Annotated in this window: 15 protein-coding genes; 3 read left to right on the top strand and 12 right to left on the bottom strand. The window is 72.4% G+C overall.

From position 1 onward, the window contains the following. Positions 1-62: 62 nt before the first annotated feature. The 11 genes from secG to uvrA form a co-directional block, all read right to left on the bottom strand. The gene (gene secG, locus AAG742_RS05930; RefSeq protein ID WP_298710259.1) at positions 63-314 is read right to left on the bottom strand and encodes a preprotein translocase subunit SecG; all 252 of its coding nucleotides are present in this window, start codon (positions 312-314) and stop codon (positions 63-65) included. Between the two features lie 83 nt (positions 315-397). Next, positions 398-1,186 (bottom strand): triose-phosphate isomerase, encoded by a 789-nt coding sequence (gene tpiA, locus AAG742_RS05925; RefSeq protein ID WP_298710261.1) that lies wholly within the window; start codon positions 1,184-1,186, stop codon positions 398-400. Between the two features lie 2 nt (positions 1,187-1,188). Next, positions 1,189-2,436 (bottom strand): phosphoglycerate kinase, encoded by a 1,248-nt coding sequence (locus tag AAG742_RS05920; RefSeq protein WP_298710263.1) that lies wholly within the window; start codon positions 2,434-2,436, stop codon positions 1,189-1,191. A 103-nt stretch (positions 2,437-2,539) separates the two neighbouring features. Continuing rightward, positions 2,540-3,550: a type I glyceraldehyde-3-phosphate dehydrogenase gene (gene gap / locus AAG742_RS05915; protein ID WP_298710265.1), complete on the bottom strand. Its 1,011-nt coding sequence runs from the start codon at positions 3,548-3,550 to the stop codon at positions 2,540-2,542. 135 nt (positions 3,551-3,685) lie between these two features. Then, positions 3,686-4,312, bottom strand: a complete 627-nt coding sequence (locus AAG742_RS05910; RefSeq protein ID WP_298710268.1) for a superoxide dismutase — start codon at positions 4,310-4,312, stop codon at positions 3,686-3,688. A gap of 198 nt (positions 4,313-4,510) precedes the next feature. After that, positions 4,511-5,473 (bottom strand): DNA-binding protein WhiA, encoded by a 963-nt coding sequence (whiA, locus tag AAG742_RS05905; RefSeq protein ID WP_248117000.1) that lies wholly within the window; start codon positions 5,471-5,473, stop codon positions 4,511-4,513. Between the two features lie 53 nt (positions 5,474-5,526). Next, positions 5,527-6,573 carry a uridine diphosphate-N-acetylglucosamine-binding protein YvcK gene (yvcK, locus tag AAG742_RS05900; RefSeq protein ID WP_298710270.1) on the bottom strand — a complete coding sequence of 349 codons (1,047 nt, stop codon included), beginning with the start codon at positions 6,571-6,573 and terminating at the stop codon, positions 5,527-5,529. Further along, positions 6,570-7,466 carry an RNase adapter RapZ gene (gene rapZ / locus AAG742_RS05895; protein WP_298710271.1) on the bottom strand — a complete coding sequence of 299 codons (897 nt, stop codon included), beginning with the start codon at positions 7,464-7,466 and terminating at the stop codon, positions 6,570-6,572. Before rapZ ends, yvcK begins: the two co-directional genes overlap by 4 nt. Next, a complete protein-coding gene (uvrC, locus tag AAG742_RS05890) occupies positions 7,463-9,427 on the bottom strand; it encodes an excinuclease ABC subunit UvrC (RefSeq protein ID WP_343282412.1) in 1,965 nt (654 codons plus the stop codon). Before uvrC ends, rapZ begins: the two co-directional genes overlap by 4 nt. Next, complete coding sequence (locus AAG742_RS05885) at positions 9,420-10,103, bottom strand: lysophospholipid acyltransferase family protein (protein ID WP_298710275.1); 684 nt, start codon at positions 10,101-10,103, stop codon at positions 9,420-9,422. The genes uvrC and AAG742_RS05885 overlap by 8 nt, the downstream gene beginning before the upstream one ends. 42 nt (positions 10,104-10,145) lie before the next feature. Continuing rightward, positions 10,146-13,028 (bottom strand): excinuclease ABC subunit UvrA, encoded by a 2,883-nt coding sequence (gene uvrA / locus AAG742_RS05880; RefSeq protein WP_298710426.1) that lies wholly within the window; start codon positions 13,026-13,028, stop codon positions 10,146-10,148. Positions 13,029-13,267: 239 nt separating this feature from the next. Between uvrA and AAG742_RS05875 the strand changes: the two genes are divergently transcribed. From AAG742_RS05875 to AAG742_RS05865, 3 genes are read left to right on the top strand one after another with little or no spacing between them, the layout of a single operon-like run. Next, positions 13,268-13,951, top strand: a complete 684-nt coding sequence (locus AAG742_RS05875) for an MBL fold metallo-hydrolase (RefSeq protein WP_248116990.1) — start codon at positions 13,268-13,270, stop codon at positions 13,949-13,951. 29 nt (positions 13,952-13,980) lie between these two features. Further along, positions 13,981-16,632: a DUF3516 domain-containing protein gene (locus AAG742_RS05870; RefSeq protein WP_343282411.1), complete on the top strand. Its 2,652-nt coding sequence runs from the start codon at positions 13,981-13,983 to the stop codon at positions 16,630-16,632. Further along, positions 16,629-18,122 carry an alpha/beta fold hydrolase gene (locus tag AAG742_RS05865; protein ID WP_343282410.1) on the top strand — a complete coding sequence of 498 codons (1,494 nt, stop codon included), beginning with the start codon at positions 16,629-16,631 and terminating at the stop codon, positions 18,120-18,122. The genes AAG742_RS05870 and AAG742_RS05865 overlap by 4 nt, the downstream gene beginning before the upstream one ends. A 39-nt stretch (positions 18,123-18,161) precedes the next feature. Here the strand turns inward: AAG742_RS05865 and AAG742_RS05860 are convergent, their stop codons facing one another. Next, positions 18,162-19,415, bottom strand: coding sequence for a TerC family protein (locus AAG742_RS05860; protein WP_248116985.1), 1,254 nt, complete (start codon positions 19,413-19,415; stop codon positions 18,162-18,164). Positions 19,416-19,488 lie beyond the last annotated feature (73 nt).

Genomic DNA, 19,488 nt, shown 5'->3' with positions numbered 1-19,488 from the left:
TGGCGGATCGCGGGGTCCTCGTCTCGGCGGGGCGTCACGGCGGGGCGTGGCCGGGCCGGGGTTCAGGAGTCGATGCTGAGGCGGCCGATGAGACCGATGGCGATGATCGACGCGCCCCACAGGATCACGGATGCCACCGTCACGCGGGTCAGGAGGCGCTGCGCAGAGCCCGAGGAGCTCATCGACGTGGTCACGCCGCCGCCGAACATGTCCGACACGCCGCCGCCGCGCCCCTTGTGCAGGAGCACCAGGAGGACGATCACCACGCTGAGCACCACGACGAGGATCTGCAGGATGGGGGTCAGGACGTCCACGGTCCGCTCCTTAGGGTCACGGCCCGGCCCCGGGCGTCACGCACCGGGACCGGCTCCGAAGGTCATCTCGTCCGCGCGCCCGCTCAGGCGGCCGCGTCGAACCGGACGATCCTAGCAAACTCGTCCGCGTCGAGGCTGGCGCCGCCCACGAGGGCGCCGTCCACGTCCGGCTGGGCGAGCAGCTCGGGGGCGCTCGAGGACTTCACCGAGCCGCCGTAGAGCAGGCGCATCCCGGCGGCGACGTCGTCGCCGTGGATGCGGGCGACCTCCGCGCGCAGCGCCGCGCACATCTCCTGGGCGTCCCCGGCGCTCGCGACCTCGCCGGTGCCGATGGCCCACACGGGCTCGTAGGCGACGACGATGCGCGCGGCGTCCTCGGCGGAGAGCCCCGCGAGGGAGCCGCGCAGCTGCTCCACGGTGTGCTCGACGTGACGGCCGGCCTGCCGGACCTCGAGGCCCTCGCCCACGCAGACCACGGGGGCGAGCCCGTGGCGCAGCGCGGCGGCGGCCTTGCGCGCCACGAGGGCGTCGTCCTCGCCGTGGATCGTGCGGCGCTCGGAGTGCCCGACGATCGCGTAGGCGCAGCCGAGCGAGTTCAGAAACGCGCCCGAGACGTCGCCGGTGTACGCGCCGGAGTCCTCCGGGGAGAGGTCCTGCGCGCCGTAGGCGAGCTCGATGCGGTCCCCCGTGACGAGGGTCTGCACCGCGCGCAGGTCGGTGAAGGGCGGGAACACCGCGGCCTCCACGTGCTCCTGCTCGTGGCCGGCGTCCTGCAGCAGCCAGGCGAGACGCTGCACCAGGGTGACCGCCTCGCGGTGGTCCATGTTCATCTTCCAGTTGCCCGCGATCAGCGGGGTGCGCGCCGGGGCCATGCTCAGGCCTCCGTCCCGCCCTGCAGGGCGCTGACGCCGGGCAGCTCCTTGCCCTCGAGGTACTCGAGGGAGGCGCCGCCTCCGGTGGAGATGTGGCCGAAGGCCTCGTCCTCGAAGCCGAGGGAACGCACGGCCGCGGCGGAGTCGCCGCCGCCCACCACGGAGAGGCCGCCGTCGCGCGTCACGTCCGTGAGCGCCTGCGCCACGGCGCGGGTGCCCTCGGCGAAGGCGGGGAACTCGAACACGCCCATGGGGCCGTTCCAGAACACGGTCTTCGCCTCGCGGACCTGCTCCGCGAACGCCTCCGCGGTGGCGGGGCCGATGTCCAGCCCCAGAGCGGAGGCGCCATGCGCCCCCGTGGTGAGGGCGTCGGCGGGCAGCACCTCGTGCTCGGCGTCGGCCGCGAAGCCGGAGGCCATGACGATGTCGGTGGGCAGGACGATCTCGGCGGCGTCCTTGCCCGAGCGCTCGAGGTATCCGCGGACGGTCTCCAGCTGGTCCTCCTCGAGGAGGGAGGCGCCGACCTCGTGGCCCTGGGCCCTGAGGAAGGTGAAGAGCATGCCGCCGCCGATGAGCAGGACGTCCGCGGTGTCCAGCAGGTTCTCGATCACGGCGAGCTTGTCCGAGACCTTGGAGCCGCCGAGCGCCACGACGTAGGGGCGCTCCGGGTCGGCGGTGAGGCGCGTCAGGACCTCGAGCTCCGCGGCCACGAGCGGGCCCTGGTGGGCGGGCAGCTGGGAGGCGATGTCGAAGACGGAGGCGTGCTTGCGGTGCACCGCGCCGAAGGCGTCGCCCACGTACGCGCCGTCCTCGCCCGCGAGGGCCGCCATCTCGGAGGCCAGCTCGGCGCGCTCGGCGTCGTCCTTGGAGGTCTCCCGGGCGTCGAAGCGGACGTTCTCGAGCAGGAGGACCTGGCCGTCCTCCAGGCCCGCGGCCTTCTGACGCGCGGAGGGCCCGGTGACGTCCTCGGCCAGCGCGACGGGGACGCCGAGCAGCTCGCCCATGCGGGCGGCGACGGGCTTCAGGGAGTACTTCGGGTCCGGCTCCCCCTGGGGGCGGCCGAGGTGCGCCATCACGACGACGCGGGCGCCGGCGTCGGCGAGGGCCTTGACGGCCGGGAGGGAGGCGCGGATGCGGCCGTCGTCGGTGACGGTCTGTCCGTCCAGCGGGACGTTGAGGTCCGAGCGGATGAGCACGGTGCGTCCGGCGACGCCGGCCTCGAGCAGGTCGGTCAGGGTCTGGGCGGTCATGCGGGCCTCCTGGGGTGCGTCGTGCGCGTACGTGGTCAGTCTAGGCAGACGGCCCGGCCCGGTGGTATGCCACCGGGCCGGGCCGTCGGGGGTGCTCAGCAGGTCAGAGCTGGCGGCCCATGTGGGACGCCATGTCCATGAGCTGGCACGTGTAGCCGTACTCGTTGTCGTACCAGCCGATGATCTTCACGGTCTGGCCGATGGACTTCGTCAGGGGAGCGTCGAAGGTGCACGCGGCCGGGGAGGTCACGATGTCCGAGGAGACGATCGGGTCCTCGGAGTACACGAGGCGGCCCTTGAGGCGCTCGGACTCGGCCGCCCTGCGGAAGGCCTCGTTGACCTCCTCGACCTCCACGTGGCGGGTCAGCTCGACGGTGAGGTCGGTGGCGGAGCCGGTGATGGTCGGCACGCGCATCGCGAATCCGTCCAGCTTGCCCTTGAGCTCCGGGATGACCTCGCCGATCGCCTTGGCGGCGCCGGTCGAGGTGGGGACCATGTTCTGCGCGGCGGCGCGGGCACGGCGGCGGTCCTTCTTGTGCACGTTGTCGTGCAGGTTCTGGTCGCCCGTGTACGCGTGGATCGTGGTCATGATGCCGTCGACGATGCCGAACTCGTCGTTGAGCACCTTGACCATGGGGGCCAGGCAGTTGGTGCTGCAGGACGCGTTGGAGACGATGTCCATGGACGCCGAGTCGTAGTCCTCCTCGTTGACGCCCATCACGAAGGTGCCGTCGACCTCCTTGCCGGGTGCGGAGAGCAGGACCTTCTTGGCGCCCGCGTCCAGGTGGGCCTTGGCCTTCGGGCCCGTGGTGAAGATGCCCGTGCACTCCACCACGACGTCCACGCCGAGCTCGCCCCACGGCAGCGCGGAGGGGTCCTTCTCGGAGAAGAAGGCCACCTCCTTGCCGTTGATGCGGAAGCCCTTGTCGGTGAGCTCCAGCTCGCCCGGGAATCGGCCGAGGATGGTGTCGTACTTGGTGAGCCAGAAGAGGTCCTCCGTGCTCGCGAGGTCGTTCACCGCGACCAGCTCGAGGTCGTCGTGGCCCTGTTCGAGGAGCACGCGGACGGCGTTGCGTCCGATGCGGCCGTATCCGTTGATGGCGATCTTGGTCATGGGGTTCCCTCTTGTCGATCTGGCTCTGGGGGTTCGGGATCTTCGGGTTCCTGCGTCCGCACACGCCGAAGGGCGGCGCTCACGCCTCCGTGGAGGAGGATGCGCGCCGCCCTGCGCGCTGCGGGGTCGGGCGGGTCAGGCCGGGAGGACGAGGCCGCGGGCGCCGGAGCGGGCCGCCTCGAAGCGGTCCTGGACGTCGGCCCAGTTCACGATGTTCCAGACCGCCTTCACGTAGTCGGCCTTCACGTTCTGGTAGTCCAGGTAGAAGGCGTGCTCCCACATGTCCAGCTGGAACAGCGGGATGGTCGCCACGGGGACGCCGTTCTGCTGGTCGTAGAACTGCTCGATGACCAGGTTGCCGCCGATGGGCTCGTAGGCCAGCACGGCCCAGCCGGAGCCCTGGATGCCGAGGGCGGCGGCGGTGAAGTGCGCCTGGAACTTCTCGAACGAGCCGAAGTGATCGTCGATCGCGGCGGCGAGCTCGCCCGTGGGCTTGTCGCCGCCCTCCGGGGAGAGGTTTTTCCAGAAGATCGAGTGGTTCGTGTGGCCGCCGAGGTTGAACGCCAGGTCCTTGGAGAGCTGGTTGACGGCGGAGAAGTCCTCGGCGTCGCGGGCGGCGGCGAGCTTCTCGAGCGCCGTGTTGGCGCCCTTCACGTAGGTGGCGTGGTGCTTCGAGTGGTGCAGCTCCATGATGCGCGCAGAGATGTGCGGCTCCAGGGCGGCGTAGTCGTAGTCCAGCTCCGGCAGAACGTACTCCGTCATGCTTCCTCCTTCGTCGGCGGGACCGCGGGCGGGGCGCCCGTGGCCGTCACCTGGTGCGAACTCCGCCTCTCGGCGGCGTATTCCGTACACCACCATTCTGGTAGCGCGGGGCCCTGCGGCGCCATGGCCCACCGCCCCGGCACTCGGGATCCGGCGCTCGGGATCCGGAGCGCGGGATCGGTGCGCTGGATCCGGGGTTCAGGATCCGGTGGGGGAGGCCCCCGGCAGTCCCTGCTCCGCGGCCCGCTTGTCGGCCATCGCCAGGAGGCGGCGGATGCGACCGGCGATCGCGTCCTTCGTCATGGGCGGGTCCGCGAGGCGGCCGAGCTCGTCGAGGGAGGCCTCCTTGTGGGCGATCCGGAGGCGTCCGGCCTCGAGCAGGTGGTCCGGCACGTCTGCGCCGAGGATCTCGAGGGCGCGCTCCACGCGGGCCCCGGCGGCGACGGCGGCCTGGGCCGAGCGGCGCAGGTTGGCGTCGTCGAAGTTGGCGAGCCGGTTGGCCGTGGCCCGGACCTCCTTGCGCTCGCGCCGCTCCTGCCACAGCGTGGCGGTCTGCTCCGCGCCCACCGCCGTCAGGAGGGTCGCGATCCCCTCGCCGTCCCGCACGACGACGCGGTCCGCCTGGCGGACCTCGCGGGCCTTGGCGCCGACGCCGAGGCGCCGCGCGGCGCCGACGAGGGCGAGGGCTGCCTCCGGGCCGGGCGTGGTGACCTCGAGGGCGGCGGAGCGGCCGGGCTCCGTGAGCGAGCCGTGGGCGAGCAGGGCGCCGCGCCACACGGCGGCGGTGTCCCCGCGGGTGCCGTTCACGAGCACCGCCGGCAGGCCCCGCACGGGGCGGCCGCGAAGGTCCAGCAGCCCGGACTGCCGCGCGAGGTCCCCGCCGCCCCGCACCACGCGGATGACGTAGCGCTGGCCCCGGCGCAGGTTCCCGCCCGAGACCACCACGATCTCGGTCGTGTGGCCGTACAGCTCCGTGATCGCGGCCCGGAGGCGGCGGGCGCTCGCCCCGTGGTCCAGCTCGGCCTCGATGACCACGCGGCCGGAGACGAGGTGCAGCCCCCCGGCGAACCGGAGCATGGCGGCGGTCTCCGCCCGCCGCTCGGACGTCGAGCCCACCGGCACGCGCGCCAGCTCTTCCTTCAGGGTCATGGTCAGGGCCACGCTCGGCCTCCTTCTGGGGTCTGCGCCCGGATGGGCGGCCGCCGCCGACGCGATCAGTCGGTCATGGCCTCGTCGATCGCCACGGCCAGGCGCAGCGGGTCGTGGACCTGCGGGTCGAGGGCACTGCCCACTCTACTGAAGACGACGCGCGCGCCCATGCGGCGGGCGGCCCGCACGACCTCGGCGCGGTCCTGGACCGCGTCCGCGTCCGCGATCACGACGTCGAGCCGCAGGTCGGGGGCGTGGGAGTGCAGCACGGCGAGGTGGTCGGCGTGGGTGAGGCCCGTGGTCTCCTGCGTCCCGGTGTGCAGGTTCATGAGGTACAGGCGACGCGCGGGCGTGGCGCTCAGGGCCGCCCGCACGTCCGCCATGAGCAGGTGCGGCAGGACGGACGTGTAGAGGGATCCGGGGCCGATGACGACCCAGTCGGCCAGCTCGATGGCGGACAGCGCCTCGGGGGCGGGCACGGCGTCCGAAGGGTTGAGGCGTACGCCCGTGACGCGCCCCTCGAGCGCGGCCCGAGCCAGCGCCACCTGCCCCTCGACACGGCGCGTGCGCAGCCGGCCCTCGGCGTCGGAGCTGAGCACGTCGCCCTCGATCGTCAGGGGCGTGCGGGAGATCGGCAGGACCTCCCCGTGGGCGCGCAGGAGCGCGCCGGCCCAGCGCAGCCCGTCCACGGGGTCGCCGAGCAGCTCCCAGAGCGCGACGATCAACAGGTTGCCGAGCGCGTGGTTGTCCAGCGTCGCCTCATGGGCGGGCACCTCGGTGGAGCGGAAGCGGTGCTGCATCACCTGCGCCCACGTGCGGCCCCAGTCCGTGTCGTCGCACAGGGCGGCCAGCGCCATGCGGAGGTCCCCGGGCGGCAGGACCGCCATCTCCTTGCGGATCGTGCCGGAGGAGCCGCCGTCGTCGGCCACCGTGACGACGGCCGTGAGGTGGCCGGCCACGAGCCGCAGCGCGGAGAGGGAGGCGTAGAGGCCGTGGCCGCCCCCGAGGGCGGTGACCCGCACGCCGGGGCGGGCGGCGCCCGGGGTGCGCACTCCCCCGCGGCCGTCGGATCCGGGGGGCAGGGGCAGCTGGCCCGTGAGGGGGGACGTCATTCGCGGCCCACGTCCCGGTGCTGCACGTGCACGCCCACGTGCGGGCGCTGGGCCAGCCGGCGGGCCAGCTCCTCCACGACCGCCACCGAGCGGTGCTTGCCGCCGGTGCACCCGACAGCGAGGGTCGCATAGTGCTTGTTCTCGCGGCGGTACCCCTCGAAGGCGGGGACGAGGGCCGCCGTGTACGCGGAGAGGAACTCCTGCACGCCCGGCTGCTGCAGCACGTAGTCCGAGACCTGCTCCTCGCGGCCCGTGAACGGGCGCAGCTCGGGCACCCAGTGCGGGTTGGGGATGAAGCGCATGTCCGCCACGAAGTTGGCGTCCGCGGGGAGTCCGTACTTGAACCCGAAGCTCATGATGTTCAGGCGTAGGGTGATGGTGCCGGACTCGGAGAAGAGCTGGGTGATCTCCGTGGCCAGCCCGTGCACGTTCAGGTTCGAGGTGTCCACCACGACGTCGGCGCGGGCGCGCAGGTCCGCGAGGACCTCCCGCTCCGCCTGGATCCCGTCGAGGAGCCGGGCGTTGCCCTGCAGCGGATGAGGGCGGCGGCCCGCCTCGAAGCGGCGCACGAGCACCTCGTCCTCCGCCTCGAGGTAGACCATGCGGAACTCCACGCCGTTGTTCTCGAGTTGCTGGAGCGCGGTCCACAGCGCCTCCACGTACGTGCGGGAGCGCATGTCCACCACGATGGCCACGCGCGCGAACGCCTCGGGAGAGCGGGCCACAAGGTCCGCGAGGGTGACGAAGAGCTGCGGGGGCATGTTCTCGACCACGTACCAGCCGTGGTCCTCGAGGGCGTGGGCCGCGGTCGTGCGGCCGGCGCCGGCCATGCCCGTGATGACGACGACCTCGGGGGACGGGGGCTTCTCGGGCTGCAGACTCGGAGCGGTCATGGGGTCACTGTATCCGCCGGGGCGGACGCGACAGAGGGGTCTGCGGGCGCCGGTGCCGACGCCGTCAGCGCCGTGTGCACGGCCTCGGCGAGGCGGGGTCCGATGCCGGCCACCTCCGTGAGCCCCTCGATGCCGGCCGCCCGCATGCGCTCCGTCGAGCCGAAGTGGGTGAGCAGCGCCTGGCGCTTGGCGGGGCCCAGGCCGGGCACCTCGTCCAGGACGGAGGCGGTCATGCCCTTCGTCCGCCGGGAGCGGTGGCCGGCGATGGCGAACCGGTGGGACTCGTCGCGGATGCGCTGCAGCAGGAACAGCCCCTCGGAGCTGCGCGGCAGGACCAGGGGGAACTCGTCCCCGGGCAGCCACACCTCCTCGAGCCGTTTGGCGAGGCCGACCACGGGGAGGTCCTCGAGGCCGAGCTCGGCGAGCACCTCGGCCGCGGCCGCCACCTGGGGAGCGCCGCCGTCGACGACGACGAGCGAGGGCGGGTACGCGAACCGGCGCTCCTCCGACCCGGTCTCGCCGTCCTCGGCGATCTGCCCCGTCAGGGGCACGCCCTCGCGGCGTTCGGCGGCGAGCCGGGAGAACCGGCGGCGCAGCACGTCCCGCAGGGACGCGGTGTCGTCCCGCGCTGCCTCACCGGTGACGTTGAAGCGGCGGTAGTCCTTCTTCTTGGCCAGGCCGTCCTCCATGACCACCATCGAGCCGACCACGTCGGTGCCCTGCGAGTGCGAGATGTCGTAGCACTCGATGCGCAGCAGGGGTTCGGCGATCTCCAGGGCCTCCTGCAGCTCGGTCAGGGCGGCCGAGCGCGCGGTGAGGTCCCCCGTGCGGCGCGACTTATGGAGGCCGAGGGCCATCTCCGCATTCTGGCGCACCGTGCCCAGGAGGTCCTGCTTGGCGCCGCGCTGCGGGACGCGGATGGAGACCCGGGCCCCGCGCAGCCCGGAGAGCCACTCGGTCAGCTGCTCCGCCTCGCTCGGCATCACGGGCACGAGGACCTCGGCGGGGATCCGCTCGGTGTCCGCGGCGTCGCCGTAGACCTGCTTGAGCAGCTCCTCCACCATGACGTCCTCCCCCACGTCCTCCACGCGGTCCATGACCCAGCCCCGCTGGCCGCGGATGCGGCCCTGGCGGATGTGGAACACCTGCACGGCGGTCTCCAGCTCGTCCGAGTGGAGGGCGAAGATGTCCGCCTCGGTGTTCTCCGGGAGCACCACGGCGTTGCGCTCGAACACGCGGCGCAGGGCGGCGACGTCGTCGCGCAGGCGGGCGGCGTCCTCGTAGCGCAGGTCCGCGACGGCGTCCCCCATGGCCGCCTCGAGCTCGCGGATGAAGCGGGTCGCGTCCCCGGCCATGAAGTCGCAGAAGTCCTGCGCGAGCTCGCGGTGCTCGGCCGGGCTGATCCGCCCCACGCACGGGGCGGAGCACTTGCCGATGTAGCCGAGCAGGCACGGGCGGTCCTGGGCCTGCGCGCGCCGGAACACCCCCGCGGAGCACGTGCGCACGGGAAAGACGCGCAGCATGAGGTCCACGGTCTCGCGGATGGCCTTGGCGGGGTGGAAGGGCCCGAAGTACTTCACGCCGGGCCGCTTGTCCCCACGCATCACCTGCACGCGCGGGAACTGCTCGTTCATGGTCACGGCGAGGTAGGGGTAGGACTTGTCGTCCCGGTACATGATGTTGAAGCGGGGCCGGTACTGCTTGATCCAGGTGAACTCGAGCTGCAGCGCCTCGAGCTCCGAGCCCACCACGGTCCACTCCACGGCGGCCGCGGTGAAGACCATGGTGCGGGTCTTGGTGGCCAGCCGGGCCGGGTCCTGGAAGTAGGAGCTCAGGCGCGACCGGAGGTTCTTCGCCTTGCCCACGTAGACGACGCGGCCGTCCGCGTCCCGGAAGCGGTACACGCCCGGGGACGTGGAGATCTCGCCCGGCGCGGGGCGGTAGGTGGACGGATCAGCCACGGGCGCCCTGGTCCGACGACGGCGCGGCGTTGTACGTGTCCACGCGCTCCTGGCCGGAGAGCGCGGCGATCGCGGCCATGATCGCCTCGGTGGCCTCGCGCCGCTGCGGCAGGGCGTGCCGGCGGCCGGGGTGCCCGAAGTCGAGCGGCTCGCCTGCCGCGAGGGTGAAGCGGTGCGGGCGGAACCCGTTGGTGCCGGGGGGCTGGAGGCCCTCGGTGCCGCGCAGGCCGACCGGGACCACGGGGGCGCCCGTGGTGAGCGCGAGCCATGCCGCGCCCGTGCGTCCGCGGTAGAGGCGCCCGTCGCGGCTGCGGGTGCCCTCGGGGTAGATGCCCACGCCCTGGCCGGCCTCGATCAGGCCCACCAGCTGGTCCAGGGCCGCGACGGAGGCCGCCTGCTCCCCGCGCTCCACGGGGATCGATCCGACGGCGTCGAAGAACCACCTCTGGGCGCGGCCTCGGGGCCCGGCGCCCGTGAAGTACTCCGCCTTGGCGAAGAACGCGACCGGGCGCGGGGCGAGCGCCTGGAGGATCACGGAGTCGAAGAAGGAGAGGTGGTTGGAAGCGAGGATGAACGGCCCGGATGCGGGAACGTTCTCGAGGCCGGTCACCTCCGGCCGGCACGACAGACGCAGGAACGCCGCCGCGGACCGGCGGATGGGCTCCGAGGTGGCCATGGTGTCTCCGCCCTTCAGCGTGTGGTCGGGAATCGGGTCATGCTACGCCAGGAGCTCGGCGAGGAACCGGCCGGTGTGGCTCTCCGCGACCTTCGCGACGTCCTCCGGGGTGCCCGTGGCGACGATCGTGCCGCCCCCGGACCCGCCCTCGGGTCCGAGGTCGATCACGTGGTCCGCGCACTTGATGACGTCCAGGTTGTGCTCGATGGTGAGCACGGTGTTGCCCTTGTCCACGAGCGACTGCAGCACCTGCAGCAGCTTGCGGATGTCCTCGAAGTGCAGGCCCGTGGTGGGCTCGTCCAGCACGTAGATGGAGCGGCCGTTGGAGCGCTTCTGCAGCTCCGCGGCGAGCTTGACCCGCTGGGCCTCGCCGCCGGAGAGCGTGGTGGCCGGCTGCCCGAGGCGCACGTAGCCCAGGCCGACGTCCACGAGGGTGTCCAGGTAGCGCGATATGCGGGTGTACGCGCTGAAGAACTGCGCGGCCTCCTCGATCGGCATGTCCAGGACCTCGGCGATGTTCTTGCCCTTGTAGAGCACCTCGAGGGTCTCGCGGTTGTACCGGGCGCCGTGGCACACCTCGCACGGGACGTAGACGTCCGGCAGGAAGTTCATCTCGATCTTCAGCGTGCCGTCGCCCGCGCACGCCTCGCAGCGCCCGCCCTTGATGTTGAAGGAGAACCGGCCCTGCTGGTAGCCGCGCACCTTCGCCTCCGGGGTCTCCGCGAAGAGCTTGCGGATCGCGTCGAACACGCCGGTGTAGGTGGCCGGGTTGGAGCGCGGCGTGCGGCCGATGGGGCTCTGGTCCACGTGCACCACCTTGTCCAGGTGCTCGAGGCCCGCCACCGTGCGATGCCGGCCGGGCACCATCTTGGCGCCGTTGAGCCGGTTGGCCAGCACCTTGTAGAGGATCTCGTTGATGAGCGTGGACTTGCCCGAGCCGGAGACGCCGGTGACGGCGGTGAGCACGCCCAGCGGGATGTCCACGGACACGTTCTGCAGGTTGTTCTCCTGGGCGCCCTTGACGGTCAGCTTGCGGTTCCTGTCCAGGGGCCGGCGCCGCTCGGGGACCGCGATCGAGCGCCGGCCCGCGAGGTAGTCGCCGGTCACGGAGTGCGTGTTCGCTTTGAGCTCCTCGAGGGAGCCGGAGTGCACGACCTCGCCGCCCCGCTCGCCGGCGCGGGGGCCGATGTCCACGATCCAGTCGGCCTCGGCGATCGTGTCCTCGTCGTGCTCCACCACGATCAGCGTGTTGCCGAGGTCGCGCAGGCGCAGCAGCGTGTCGATCAGCCGGCGGTTGTCCCGCTGGTGCAGGCCGATGGAGGGCTCGTCCAGGACGTAGAGCACGCCCACGAGCCCCGAGCCGATCTGGGTGGCCAGGCGGATGCGCTGCGCCTCGCCGCCGGAGAGCGTGCCCGCGGGGCGCTCGAGGTTCAGGTACTCCAGGCCCACGTCGAGGAGGAACGCGAGGCGGGCGAGGATCTCCTTGAGCACCTGGTCCGCGATCTGCCGCTCGCGGTCCGTGAGGGTGAGCCCCTCGAGGAACTCGAGGGCGTCCCGCATGGGCAGGGCGGTCGCCTCGGCGATGGACTTGCCGCCCACGAGCACGTTGAGCACGGTGGGGTTCAGGCGCGCGCCCTTGCACACGGGGCAGGGGATCTCGCGCATGAAGGACTCGTAGCGCTCCCGCGCTCCGTCCGACTCGGTCTCCCCGTGCTTGCGCATCACGTACGGGAGGACGCCCTCGAAGCCCGTGGTGTAGCGGCGCTCGCGGCCGAAGCGGTTGCGGAAGGACACCTCGACCTTGAAGTCCTTGCCGTGGAGCACCGCGTCCTGCTGCTCCGCCGTGAGCGCGTGCCACGGGGCGTCGAGCGAGAACCGCATCTCCGTGGCCAGCCCGCCGAGCACGCGCAGCCAGTAGTCCGAGGTGGACTTGCCGAGCGACCACGGGACGATCGCGCCCTCGCGGATGGACAGCTCGTCGTTGGGGACCACGAGGTCCGGGTCCACCTGCAGGCGCGAGCCGATGCCGGTGCACTCGGGGCACGCGCCGAAGGGGTTGTTGAAGGAGAAGGAGCGCGGCTCGATCTCGTCCACGGTCTGCTCGTGCCCGTTGGGGCAGCTGAGCTTCTCCGAGAACGTGCGGAAGCGCGGGTTGCCCTCGGCGTCCTTGCCGCCCCACTCCCCCGTGTTCTTCTTGCCCTTCTGCTCCTCGACCTCCACGTCCACGAACTCGACCGCCACGAGGCCGTCCGCGATCTTCAGCGCGGTCTCCACGGAGTCCGTGAGGCGCTGGCGGATGCCCTCCTTCATGGCCAGGCGGTCCACCACGACGGCGATGGTGTGCTTGTTCTGCTTCTTCAGCGTGGGCGGGTCGGAGAGCTGGACCGTCTCCCCGTCCACCACCGCGCGGGCGAAGCCCTGCGTGGTCAGCTGGGCGAAGAGGTCCACGAACTCGCCCTTGCGGCCGCGGACCACGGGGGCCAGCACCTGGAAGCGGGTGCGCTCGGGCAGCTCCTCGAGCTGGTCCACGATCTGCTGCGGGGTCTGGCGGCTCACGGGCTCCCCGCACACGGGGCAGTGGGCCACGCCGACGCGGGCCCAGAGCAGACGCATGTAGTCGTAGATCTCGGTGATGGTGCCCACCGTGGAGCGCGGGTTGCGGTTGGTGGACTTCTGGTCGATGGAGACCGCCGGGGACAGGCCCTCGATGAAGTCCACGTCCGGCTTGTCCACGCGGCCCAGGAACATGCGCGCGTACGAGGAGAGCGACTCCACGTAGCGCCGCTGGCCCTCGGCGAAGATCGTGTCGAACGCGAGGGAGGACTTGCCCGAGCCGGACAGGCCCGTGAAGACCACCATGGCGTCCCGCGGGATGGACACGTCCACGTTCTTCAGGTTGTGCTCGCGCGCGCCCTTCACGACGATGCGGTCCCGCTCGGCGCCGGCCTGCGCGAGGCGGCCGTGGCCGGACGCGAGCCCGGCACGCTCCGGCTCGACGGCGGGCCCGGGAGCGGACTCGGGGGCGGCGGTGGACGGGGTGGGGGCGGTGTTCTTCGGCACCCGGCCAGTGTAGGCGGGGCACCGGACACGGCAGGGGGACTCCCCGCGCGGCGGAGCCGGTCCGCCCCTGGCGCCTCCGGGGCCTTTCGGCCACACTGGTCCGCATGCCCGCGACCTCGAAGAACCGCGTCCTGCACGACCTGCCGGGAATCTCCGTGCGCGTCCGCCCCGTCTCCGCGATGGACAACGACGTGTACCTCCTGACCTCCAAGACGACGGGAGCACAGGTGCTGATCGACGCCGCGGACGACGCGGACGCGATCGAGGCGCTGCTGGCCTCGGCCGACGTCGACACCCCGTGCGAGACCTGGCTCGCGGCGATCGTCACGACGCACCGCCACTGGGACCACGTCCGGGCGCTCGCCGAGGTCGCCGGGGCCCACGAGGAGGCGGTCCTCTACGCCGGGGCCGACGACGCCGCCGCCATCGCCGAGGAGTCCGGCGTGCAGATCGACCGGGCCGTCGGCCAGGGCGACCGGATCGCCGTGGACGGCCTCGTGCTCGACGTGATCGCCCTGCGCGGCCACACCCCGGGCTCGATCGCCCTGGCCTACGAGCCCGGCCCCGACGAGGCGACCCTGCTCTTCACCGGAGACTCCCTCTTCCCCGGCGGCGTGGGCAGCACGGAGAAGGATCCGGAGCGGTTCGCCTCCCTGCTCGCCGACGTCACCGCGCGCCTCTTCGACGTCTACGACGACGACACGCACGTCCACCCCGGCCACGGCGACTCGACCACGCTCGGCGACGAGCGGCCGCACCTGCCGGAGTGGGCCGAGCGCGGCTGGTGACCCCGGCCGGCGCCGATACCCTGGGCGGGATGACTTCCTCTGCCCCCGCTCCCGCCTCCGCCACGACTCCGCCCGCCCTCCTCGCCCGCCTCGACGCCCTGGACGCGTCCCCGGACGCCGACGCGGTGTTCGAGGCGTTCACCGCGTGGACGGACGAGCGCGGGATCTCCCTGTACCCGGCGCAGGAGGAGGCCGTCCTCGAGCTCGTGCAGGGCCACAACGTGGTGCTCGCCACCCCCACGGGCTCCGGGAAGTCACTCGTGGCCATCGGGGCCCACGCCGACGCCCTCGCGCACGAGCGCGTCTCCTACTACACGGCGCCGATCAAGGCGCTCGTCTCCGAGAAGTTCTTCGCCCTCGTGGACGTGTTCGGCGCGGAGAACGTCGGCATGGTCACGGGCGACTCCACCGTGAACGGTGACGCCCCCATCATCTGCTGCACCGCCGAGATCCTGGCCAACCGCGCACTGCGGGAGGGCTCGGGGATGGACATCGGCACCGTGGTCATGGACGAGTTCCACTACTACGCGGACCCCTCCCGCGGCTGGGCGTGGCAGCTGCCGCTCCTGGAGCTCCCCCAGGCGCGGTTCCTCCTCATGTCCGCCACCCTGGGCGACACGAGCCGCCTCACCGCGGACCTGACCGAGCGCACGGGCCGCGAGACCGCCGTCGTCGCCCACGCCGAGCGCCCGATCCCCCTGAGCTTCGAGTGGTCCGAGGTCCCGCTGCAGGAGAAGGTGGAGGAGCTCGTCTCCACCCGCCAGGCCCCCGTGTACGTGGTGCACTTCTCCCAGCTGGACGCCGTGGAGACGGCCCAGGGGCTGACCTCGATCTCCGTGACCACGAAGGAGGAGAAGGAGGCCATCGCGGCGCGGATCGCCGGCTTCCGCTTCTCCGCGGGCTTCGGCCACACCCTGAACCGCCTCGTGCGGGCGGGCATCGGCGTGCACCACGCGGGCATGCTCCCGAAGTACCGGCGCCTCGTGGAGAAGCTCGCGCAGGACGGCCTGCTCAAGGTCATCTGCGGCACGGACACGCTCGGCGTCGGGATCAACGTGCCGATCCGTACCGTGCTCCTCACCGCGCTGTCCAAGTTCGACGGCGAGCGGACCCGCCTCCTCCAGGCCCGCGAGTTCCACCAGATCGCCGGACGGGCCGGGCGCGCGGGCTACGACACCTCGGGCACCGTGGTGGTCCAGGCCCCCGAGCACGTGATCGAGAACGCCGCGTCCGCGCGCAGGGCCGCCGCGAAGTTCGCGTCCGTCAAGGACGAGGCCGAGCGCGAGAAGCGCATGAAGCAGTCCCTCAAGGGCGCGAAGAAGAAGTCGCCGCCGCAGGGGTTCGTCTCGTGGGGCCGGGCCAGCTTCGAGCGCCTCGTGGCGGCCGAGCCGGAGCCGCTGTCCTCCCGCATGCGGCTCACCCACTCCATGCTCCTGAACATCCTGGACCGGCCCGGGGACCCCGTGATCGCGGTGCGGCGCCTGCTGCGCGGCACGCACGAGACGCCGGCCCGCCAGGCGGCGCTGATGCGGCAGGCGCTCGGCATCTTCCGCGAGCTGCTCGCCGCGGGGATCGTGGAGAAGCTCCCGGAGCCGGACGCCGAGGGCCGCACGGTGGACCTCACGGTGGACCTGCAGGCGGACTTCGCCCTCAACCAGCCGCTCTCCCCCTTCGCCCTGGCCGCCCTCGAGCTCCTGGACCCGGCCGAGCCGGACCACGCGCTCGACGTCGTCTCCGTGATCGAGGCGACCCTCGACCCGCCGCGCCAGGTGCTCTCCGCCCAGGCGAAGAAGGCCAAGGGCGAGGCCGTGGCCGCCATGAAGGCCGAGGGCATGGACTACAACGACCGCATGGCCGCCCTCGAGGAGGTCACGTACCCGCAGCCGCTCGCCGAGCTGCTCGAGCAGCAGTTCGAGGTGTACCGCAAGGACGCCCCGTGGCTCGCCGAGTTCGAGCTCGCCCCGAAGTCCGTGGTGCGGGACATGTTCGAGCGCGCCATGGGCTTCGGCGACTACGTGCGCTTCTACGGGATCGCCCGCTCCGAGGGCGTGCTGCTGCGCTACCTCACGGACGCCGTGAAGGCGCTGCGCCACACGGTGCCGCAGGAGTCGCGCACGGACGAGCTGCAGGTGCTGCTGGACTGGCTCGACGAGATGGTCAAGCAGACCGACTCCTCCCTCCTCGAGGAGTGGGAGGACCTCGTGGCCGGGGACATCGAGGAGCTCCGCAAGGACATGGAGTCCATCGCCCCGCCCGCTCCCCCGCGCCTCACGGACAACACGCCGGTGTTCCGCGTGATGGTGCGCAACGCGATGTTCCAGCGGGTGCGCCTGTTCGGGGACGAGCAGGACGCGCGGCTGGCCGAGCTCTCCGGCGACCTCTCCGCGGACGACTGGGCCGACGCGCTCGACGCGTACTTCGACGACCACGAGGACATCGACGACTCGGCCGCCGCGCGCGGCCCCGAGCTGTTCCGCGTGGCCACGGCGCCCCCCGTGCCCGCCCCGCTCGAGCTCACCGGCGCCCGCTGGTGGGCCGTCCGCCAGGTCCTCAAGGACCACGACGGCGACCTCGACCACGGCATCAACGCGGTCGTCGACCTCGACGCCTCGGACGAGGCCGGTCACCCCGTCATCCGCGTCGTCTCGGTGGGCGCGCCCGAGTCCGGGTGGGGGCTGTGACGCACGACGGCGGCTCCCCCGTCTCCGGGGGCGGGGCCGCCTCGGGGCTCCCGCCCGGCGACCCGCGCGGCTTCGCGCCCCGGGAGGCCGCGGAGCACGTGCGCGGCGCGCAGACGACGCTCTTCGACGGCACGGTGATCGTGGACCACCGGTTCACCGTCCCCGTCGACCACGCCGACACCCTCGAGCAGGCGCGGGCGAAGGACGCGTCCGCCACGGGGCTCGGGCCCGGGGGCGCGGGCACGCTCCGCGTGGTCGCGCGCGAGGTGCGCGGACCGGCGGCAGGGTCGGCGGACCTGCCCTGGCTCCTGTACCTGCAGGGCGGTCCGGGCAGCGGCGCCGCCCGCCCCCCACGCCTGGGCGGCTGGCTCAAGGAGGCCGCGGGGCGGTTCCGGGTGCTCCTGCTGGACCAGCGCGGGACGGGGGCCGCCACCCCGGCCACCGTCGCTTCCCTCGCGGGAATGTCCCCCGAGGCCCAGGCCGCGTACCTGGGGCACCTGCGGGCGCCCTCCATCGTCGCGGACGCCGAGATGGTCCGCCTCGCCCTCGGCGCGAACGCGTGGGCCACGCTCGGCCAGAGCTTCGGGGGCTTCTGCACGCTGAGCTACCTCTCCTGGTTCCCCGAGGGCCTCGCGCGCTGCCACGTCACGGGCGGCCTCGCCCCGCTCACGGGGCCCGCGGACCGCGTGTACCGGGCCACCTACGCGCGCATGCGGGAGCGGAACCGCGAGTTCTTCGACCGCCACCCGCACGCGTGGGTGGCCTGGGAGCGCGTCGTCGCCCATCTTCGGGCCCGCGAGGCGGCCGGCACGCCCGAGCGCCTGCCGGACGGCACCGCGCTCACGGTGGCCCGAGCCCAGATGCTCGGCATGCTGCTGGGCGGCAACACCCGCGTCGACTCCCTGCTCTACGTGCTGACCGAAGCGTTCGACGAGGGTGCTCGCCAGGCGCGGCTGAGCGAGGGCTTCCGGGCCGCCGTCGCCGCCCAGGCCGACCGCGCCCAGACGCCGCTGTACACGCTGCTCCACGAGGCGATCTACGCCCAGCCGGGCGCCGCGCCGACGGACTGGTCGGCCGCGCGCGTCCTCCAGGAGCACCCGGACTTCGACCCGGGCGCGTGCGGCGGGGACGCCGCCGCCCCGGAGGGCACCCCCCTGCTCACGGGCGAGCACGTGTTCGCGTGGCAGCTCGAGGCCGGGGCGCCCCTGCACCCGCTGGCCGAGGCCGCGCAGCTCATTGCCGCCCGCGAGGACTGGGGCGCGCTCTACGACCTCGGCGCGCTGGCGGCCAACCGCGTGCCCGTGGCCGCGGCCGTCTACACGCACGACGTCTACGTGGACCGCGACCTCTCCCTCGAGACGGCCGCACGGGTGCGCGGGCTGCGCGTGTGGGAGACCGACGCGTTCCACCACGACGGGCTCGCCGACGACGGCGCGGCCGTCCTCGCCCGTCTCCTGGAGATGACGGAGGCCCCCGGTCCGATCGGGTGATCGGGGCGGGGGCCTGCCCGTGCGGCGACGCCGCGTGCCTCAGACGCGGGGTCCGGCCTGGCGGACGATCGCCTCGGACACGCCGCGCGGATCCGCCGAGTCCGGGTCGGAGAGGCGCGTCTCGTGCGCCGTGCGGATGATCTGGGAGTAGCGGTCCTTGTGGTCCAGGAGCTTGTCCCGCCACTTCTGGTCGACCTGCTCGGCCTTGGCCGTCCAGGTGTCCATCCTCTCGGCGGCCGCGCGGCGCTCCTCGAGGGGCGCCTGCGGGTCGAGCTGGGTGAAGCGGTGGGAGAACTTCTCCGCGTTCTGCAGCGTCCGCAGGGCCTGGCCCTTGGGCGAGGCCAGGGAGACCAGCACGGTCAGCACCAGGATGCCGACGACGACGATCAGCGAGAGCACCGTGGGGATCTCCACGACCGACACGTTCTGGCCGTCGTTGATGAACGAGAGGTTGTTCTCGTGCAGCGCGTGGAGGATCAGCTTCACGCCGATGAAGGCGAGGATCGCGGACAGGCCGTACGAGAGGTACACGAGGCGGTCCAGGAGGCCGTCGATGAGGAAGTACAGCTGGCGCAGGCCCATGAGGGAGAACGCGGTGGCCGTGAAGACGATGTACGCCTCCTGGGTCACGCCGAAGATGGCGGGGATGGAGTCGAAGGCGAAGAGGATGTCCGTCGCGCCGATGGCCACCATGACCAGCAGCATCGGCGTCATGACCTTCTTGCCGTTCTCCACCGTGAACAGCCGGTCGCCGTCGAACGAGTCCGAGGCGGGGAGGAAGCGCTTGGCCAGGCGGACCATCACGTTGTCCGCCTCGTCCTCGGCGGAGTCGCCCGCGAGCTCCCCCTTGAGCTGGTTGCCGGCCACGATCAGGAGCACGATGCCGAAGAGGTAGAACACGTCGGACCACACCGAGATCACGGCCGCGCCCAGCAGGATGAAGACCGTGCGGGAGATGAGCGCGAAGGTGATGCCGAACAGCAGCACCTTCTGCTGGTAGTCGCGCGGGACCCGGAACGAGGCCATGATGACCAGGAACACGAAGAGGTTGTCGACGCTGAGCGCCTTCTCCAGGATGTAGCCGGTGTAGTACTCCACCGCGTGCTGGGCGTCCCCGAACGCGAAGAAGACGAGGCCGAAGAGCAGGGCGATGCCGATGTAGACGCCGGACCAGACCGCGGCCTCGCGGATGGTGGGCGTGTGCGCCTTGCGCACGTGGGCGAAGTAGTCGAAGGCGAGGAGGCCCACGATCAGTGCGATCGTCAGCCCCCAGGTCAGACCGGTGATCTCCATGGGAGCACCTTTCGTGAGGGGGTCTCGATGAGTGCTCGCAAGTCTCTCCGCCTCGCCTCCGGTTCCTCCCGGC

Origin of the sequence: Micrococcus sp. 2A (assembly GCF_039519235.1) — a bacterium.
GTDB lineage: Bacteria > Actinomycetota > Actinomycetes > Actinomycetales > Micrococcaceae > Micrococcus.
The sequence above is the reverse complement of the archived record's forward strand: the minus strand, read 5'-3'. Positions and strand labels throughout refer to the sequence as shown.

What these genes read in the sequence shown, in the direction of transcription:
- tpiA (WP_298710261.1), bottom strand. Translation starts at nt 1,186, where the DNA reads ATGGCCCCGGCGCGCACCCCGCTGATCGCGGGCAACTGGAAGATGAAC.
- AAG742_RS05920 (WP_298710263.1), bottom strand. Translation starts at nt 2,436, where the DNA reads ATGACCGCCCAGACCCTGACCGACCTGCTCGAGGCCGGCGTCGCCGGA.
- gap (WP_298710265.1), bottom strand. Translation starts at nt 3,550, where the DNA reads ATGACCAAGATCGCCATCAACGGATACGGCCGCATCGGACGCAACGCC.
- AAG742_RS05910 (WP_298710268.1), bottom strand. Translation starts at nt 4,312, where the DNA reads ATGACGGAGTACGTTCTGCCGGAGCTGGACTACGACTACGCCGCCCTG.
- yvcK (WP_298710270.1), bottom strand. Translation starts at nt 6,573, where the DNA reads ATGACGTCCCCCCTCACGGGCCAGCTGCCCCTGCCCCCCGGATCCGAC.
- rapZ (WP_298710271.1), bottom strand. Translation starts at nt 7,466, where the DNA reads ATGACCGCTCCGAGTCTGCAGCCCGAGAAGCCCCCGTCCCCCGAGGTC.
- AAG742_RS05885 (WP_298710275.1), bottom strand. Translation starts at nt 10,103, where the DNA reads ATGGCCACCTCGGAGCCCATCCGCCGGTCCGCGGCGGCGTTCCTGCGT.
- AAG742_RS05875 (WP_248116990.1), top strand. Translation starts at nt 13,268, where the DNA reads ATGCCCGCGACCTCGAAGAACCGCGTCCTGCACGACCTGCCGGGAATC.
- AAG742_RS05870 (WP_343282411.1), top strand. Translation starts at nt 13,981, where the DNA reads ATGACTTCCTCTGCCCCCGCTCCCGCCTCCGCCACGACTCCGCCCGCC.
- AAG742_RS05860 (WP_248116985.1), bottom strand. Translation starts at nt 19,415, where the DNA reads ATGGAGATCACCGGTCTGACCTGGGGGCTGACGATCGCACTGATCGTG.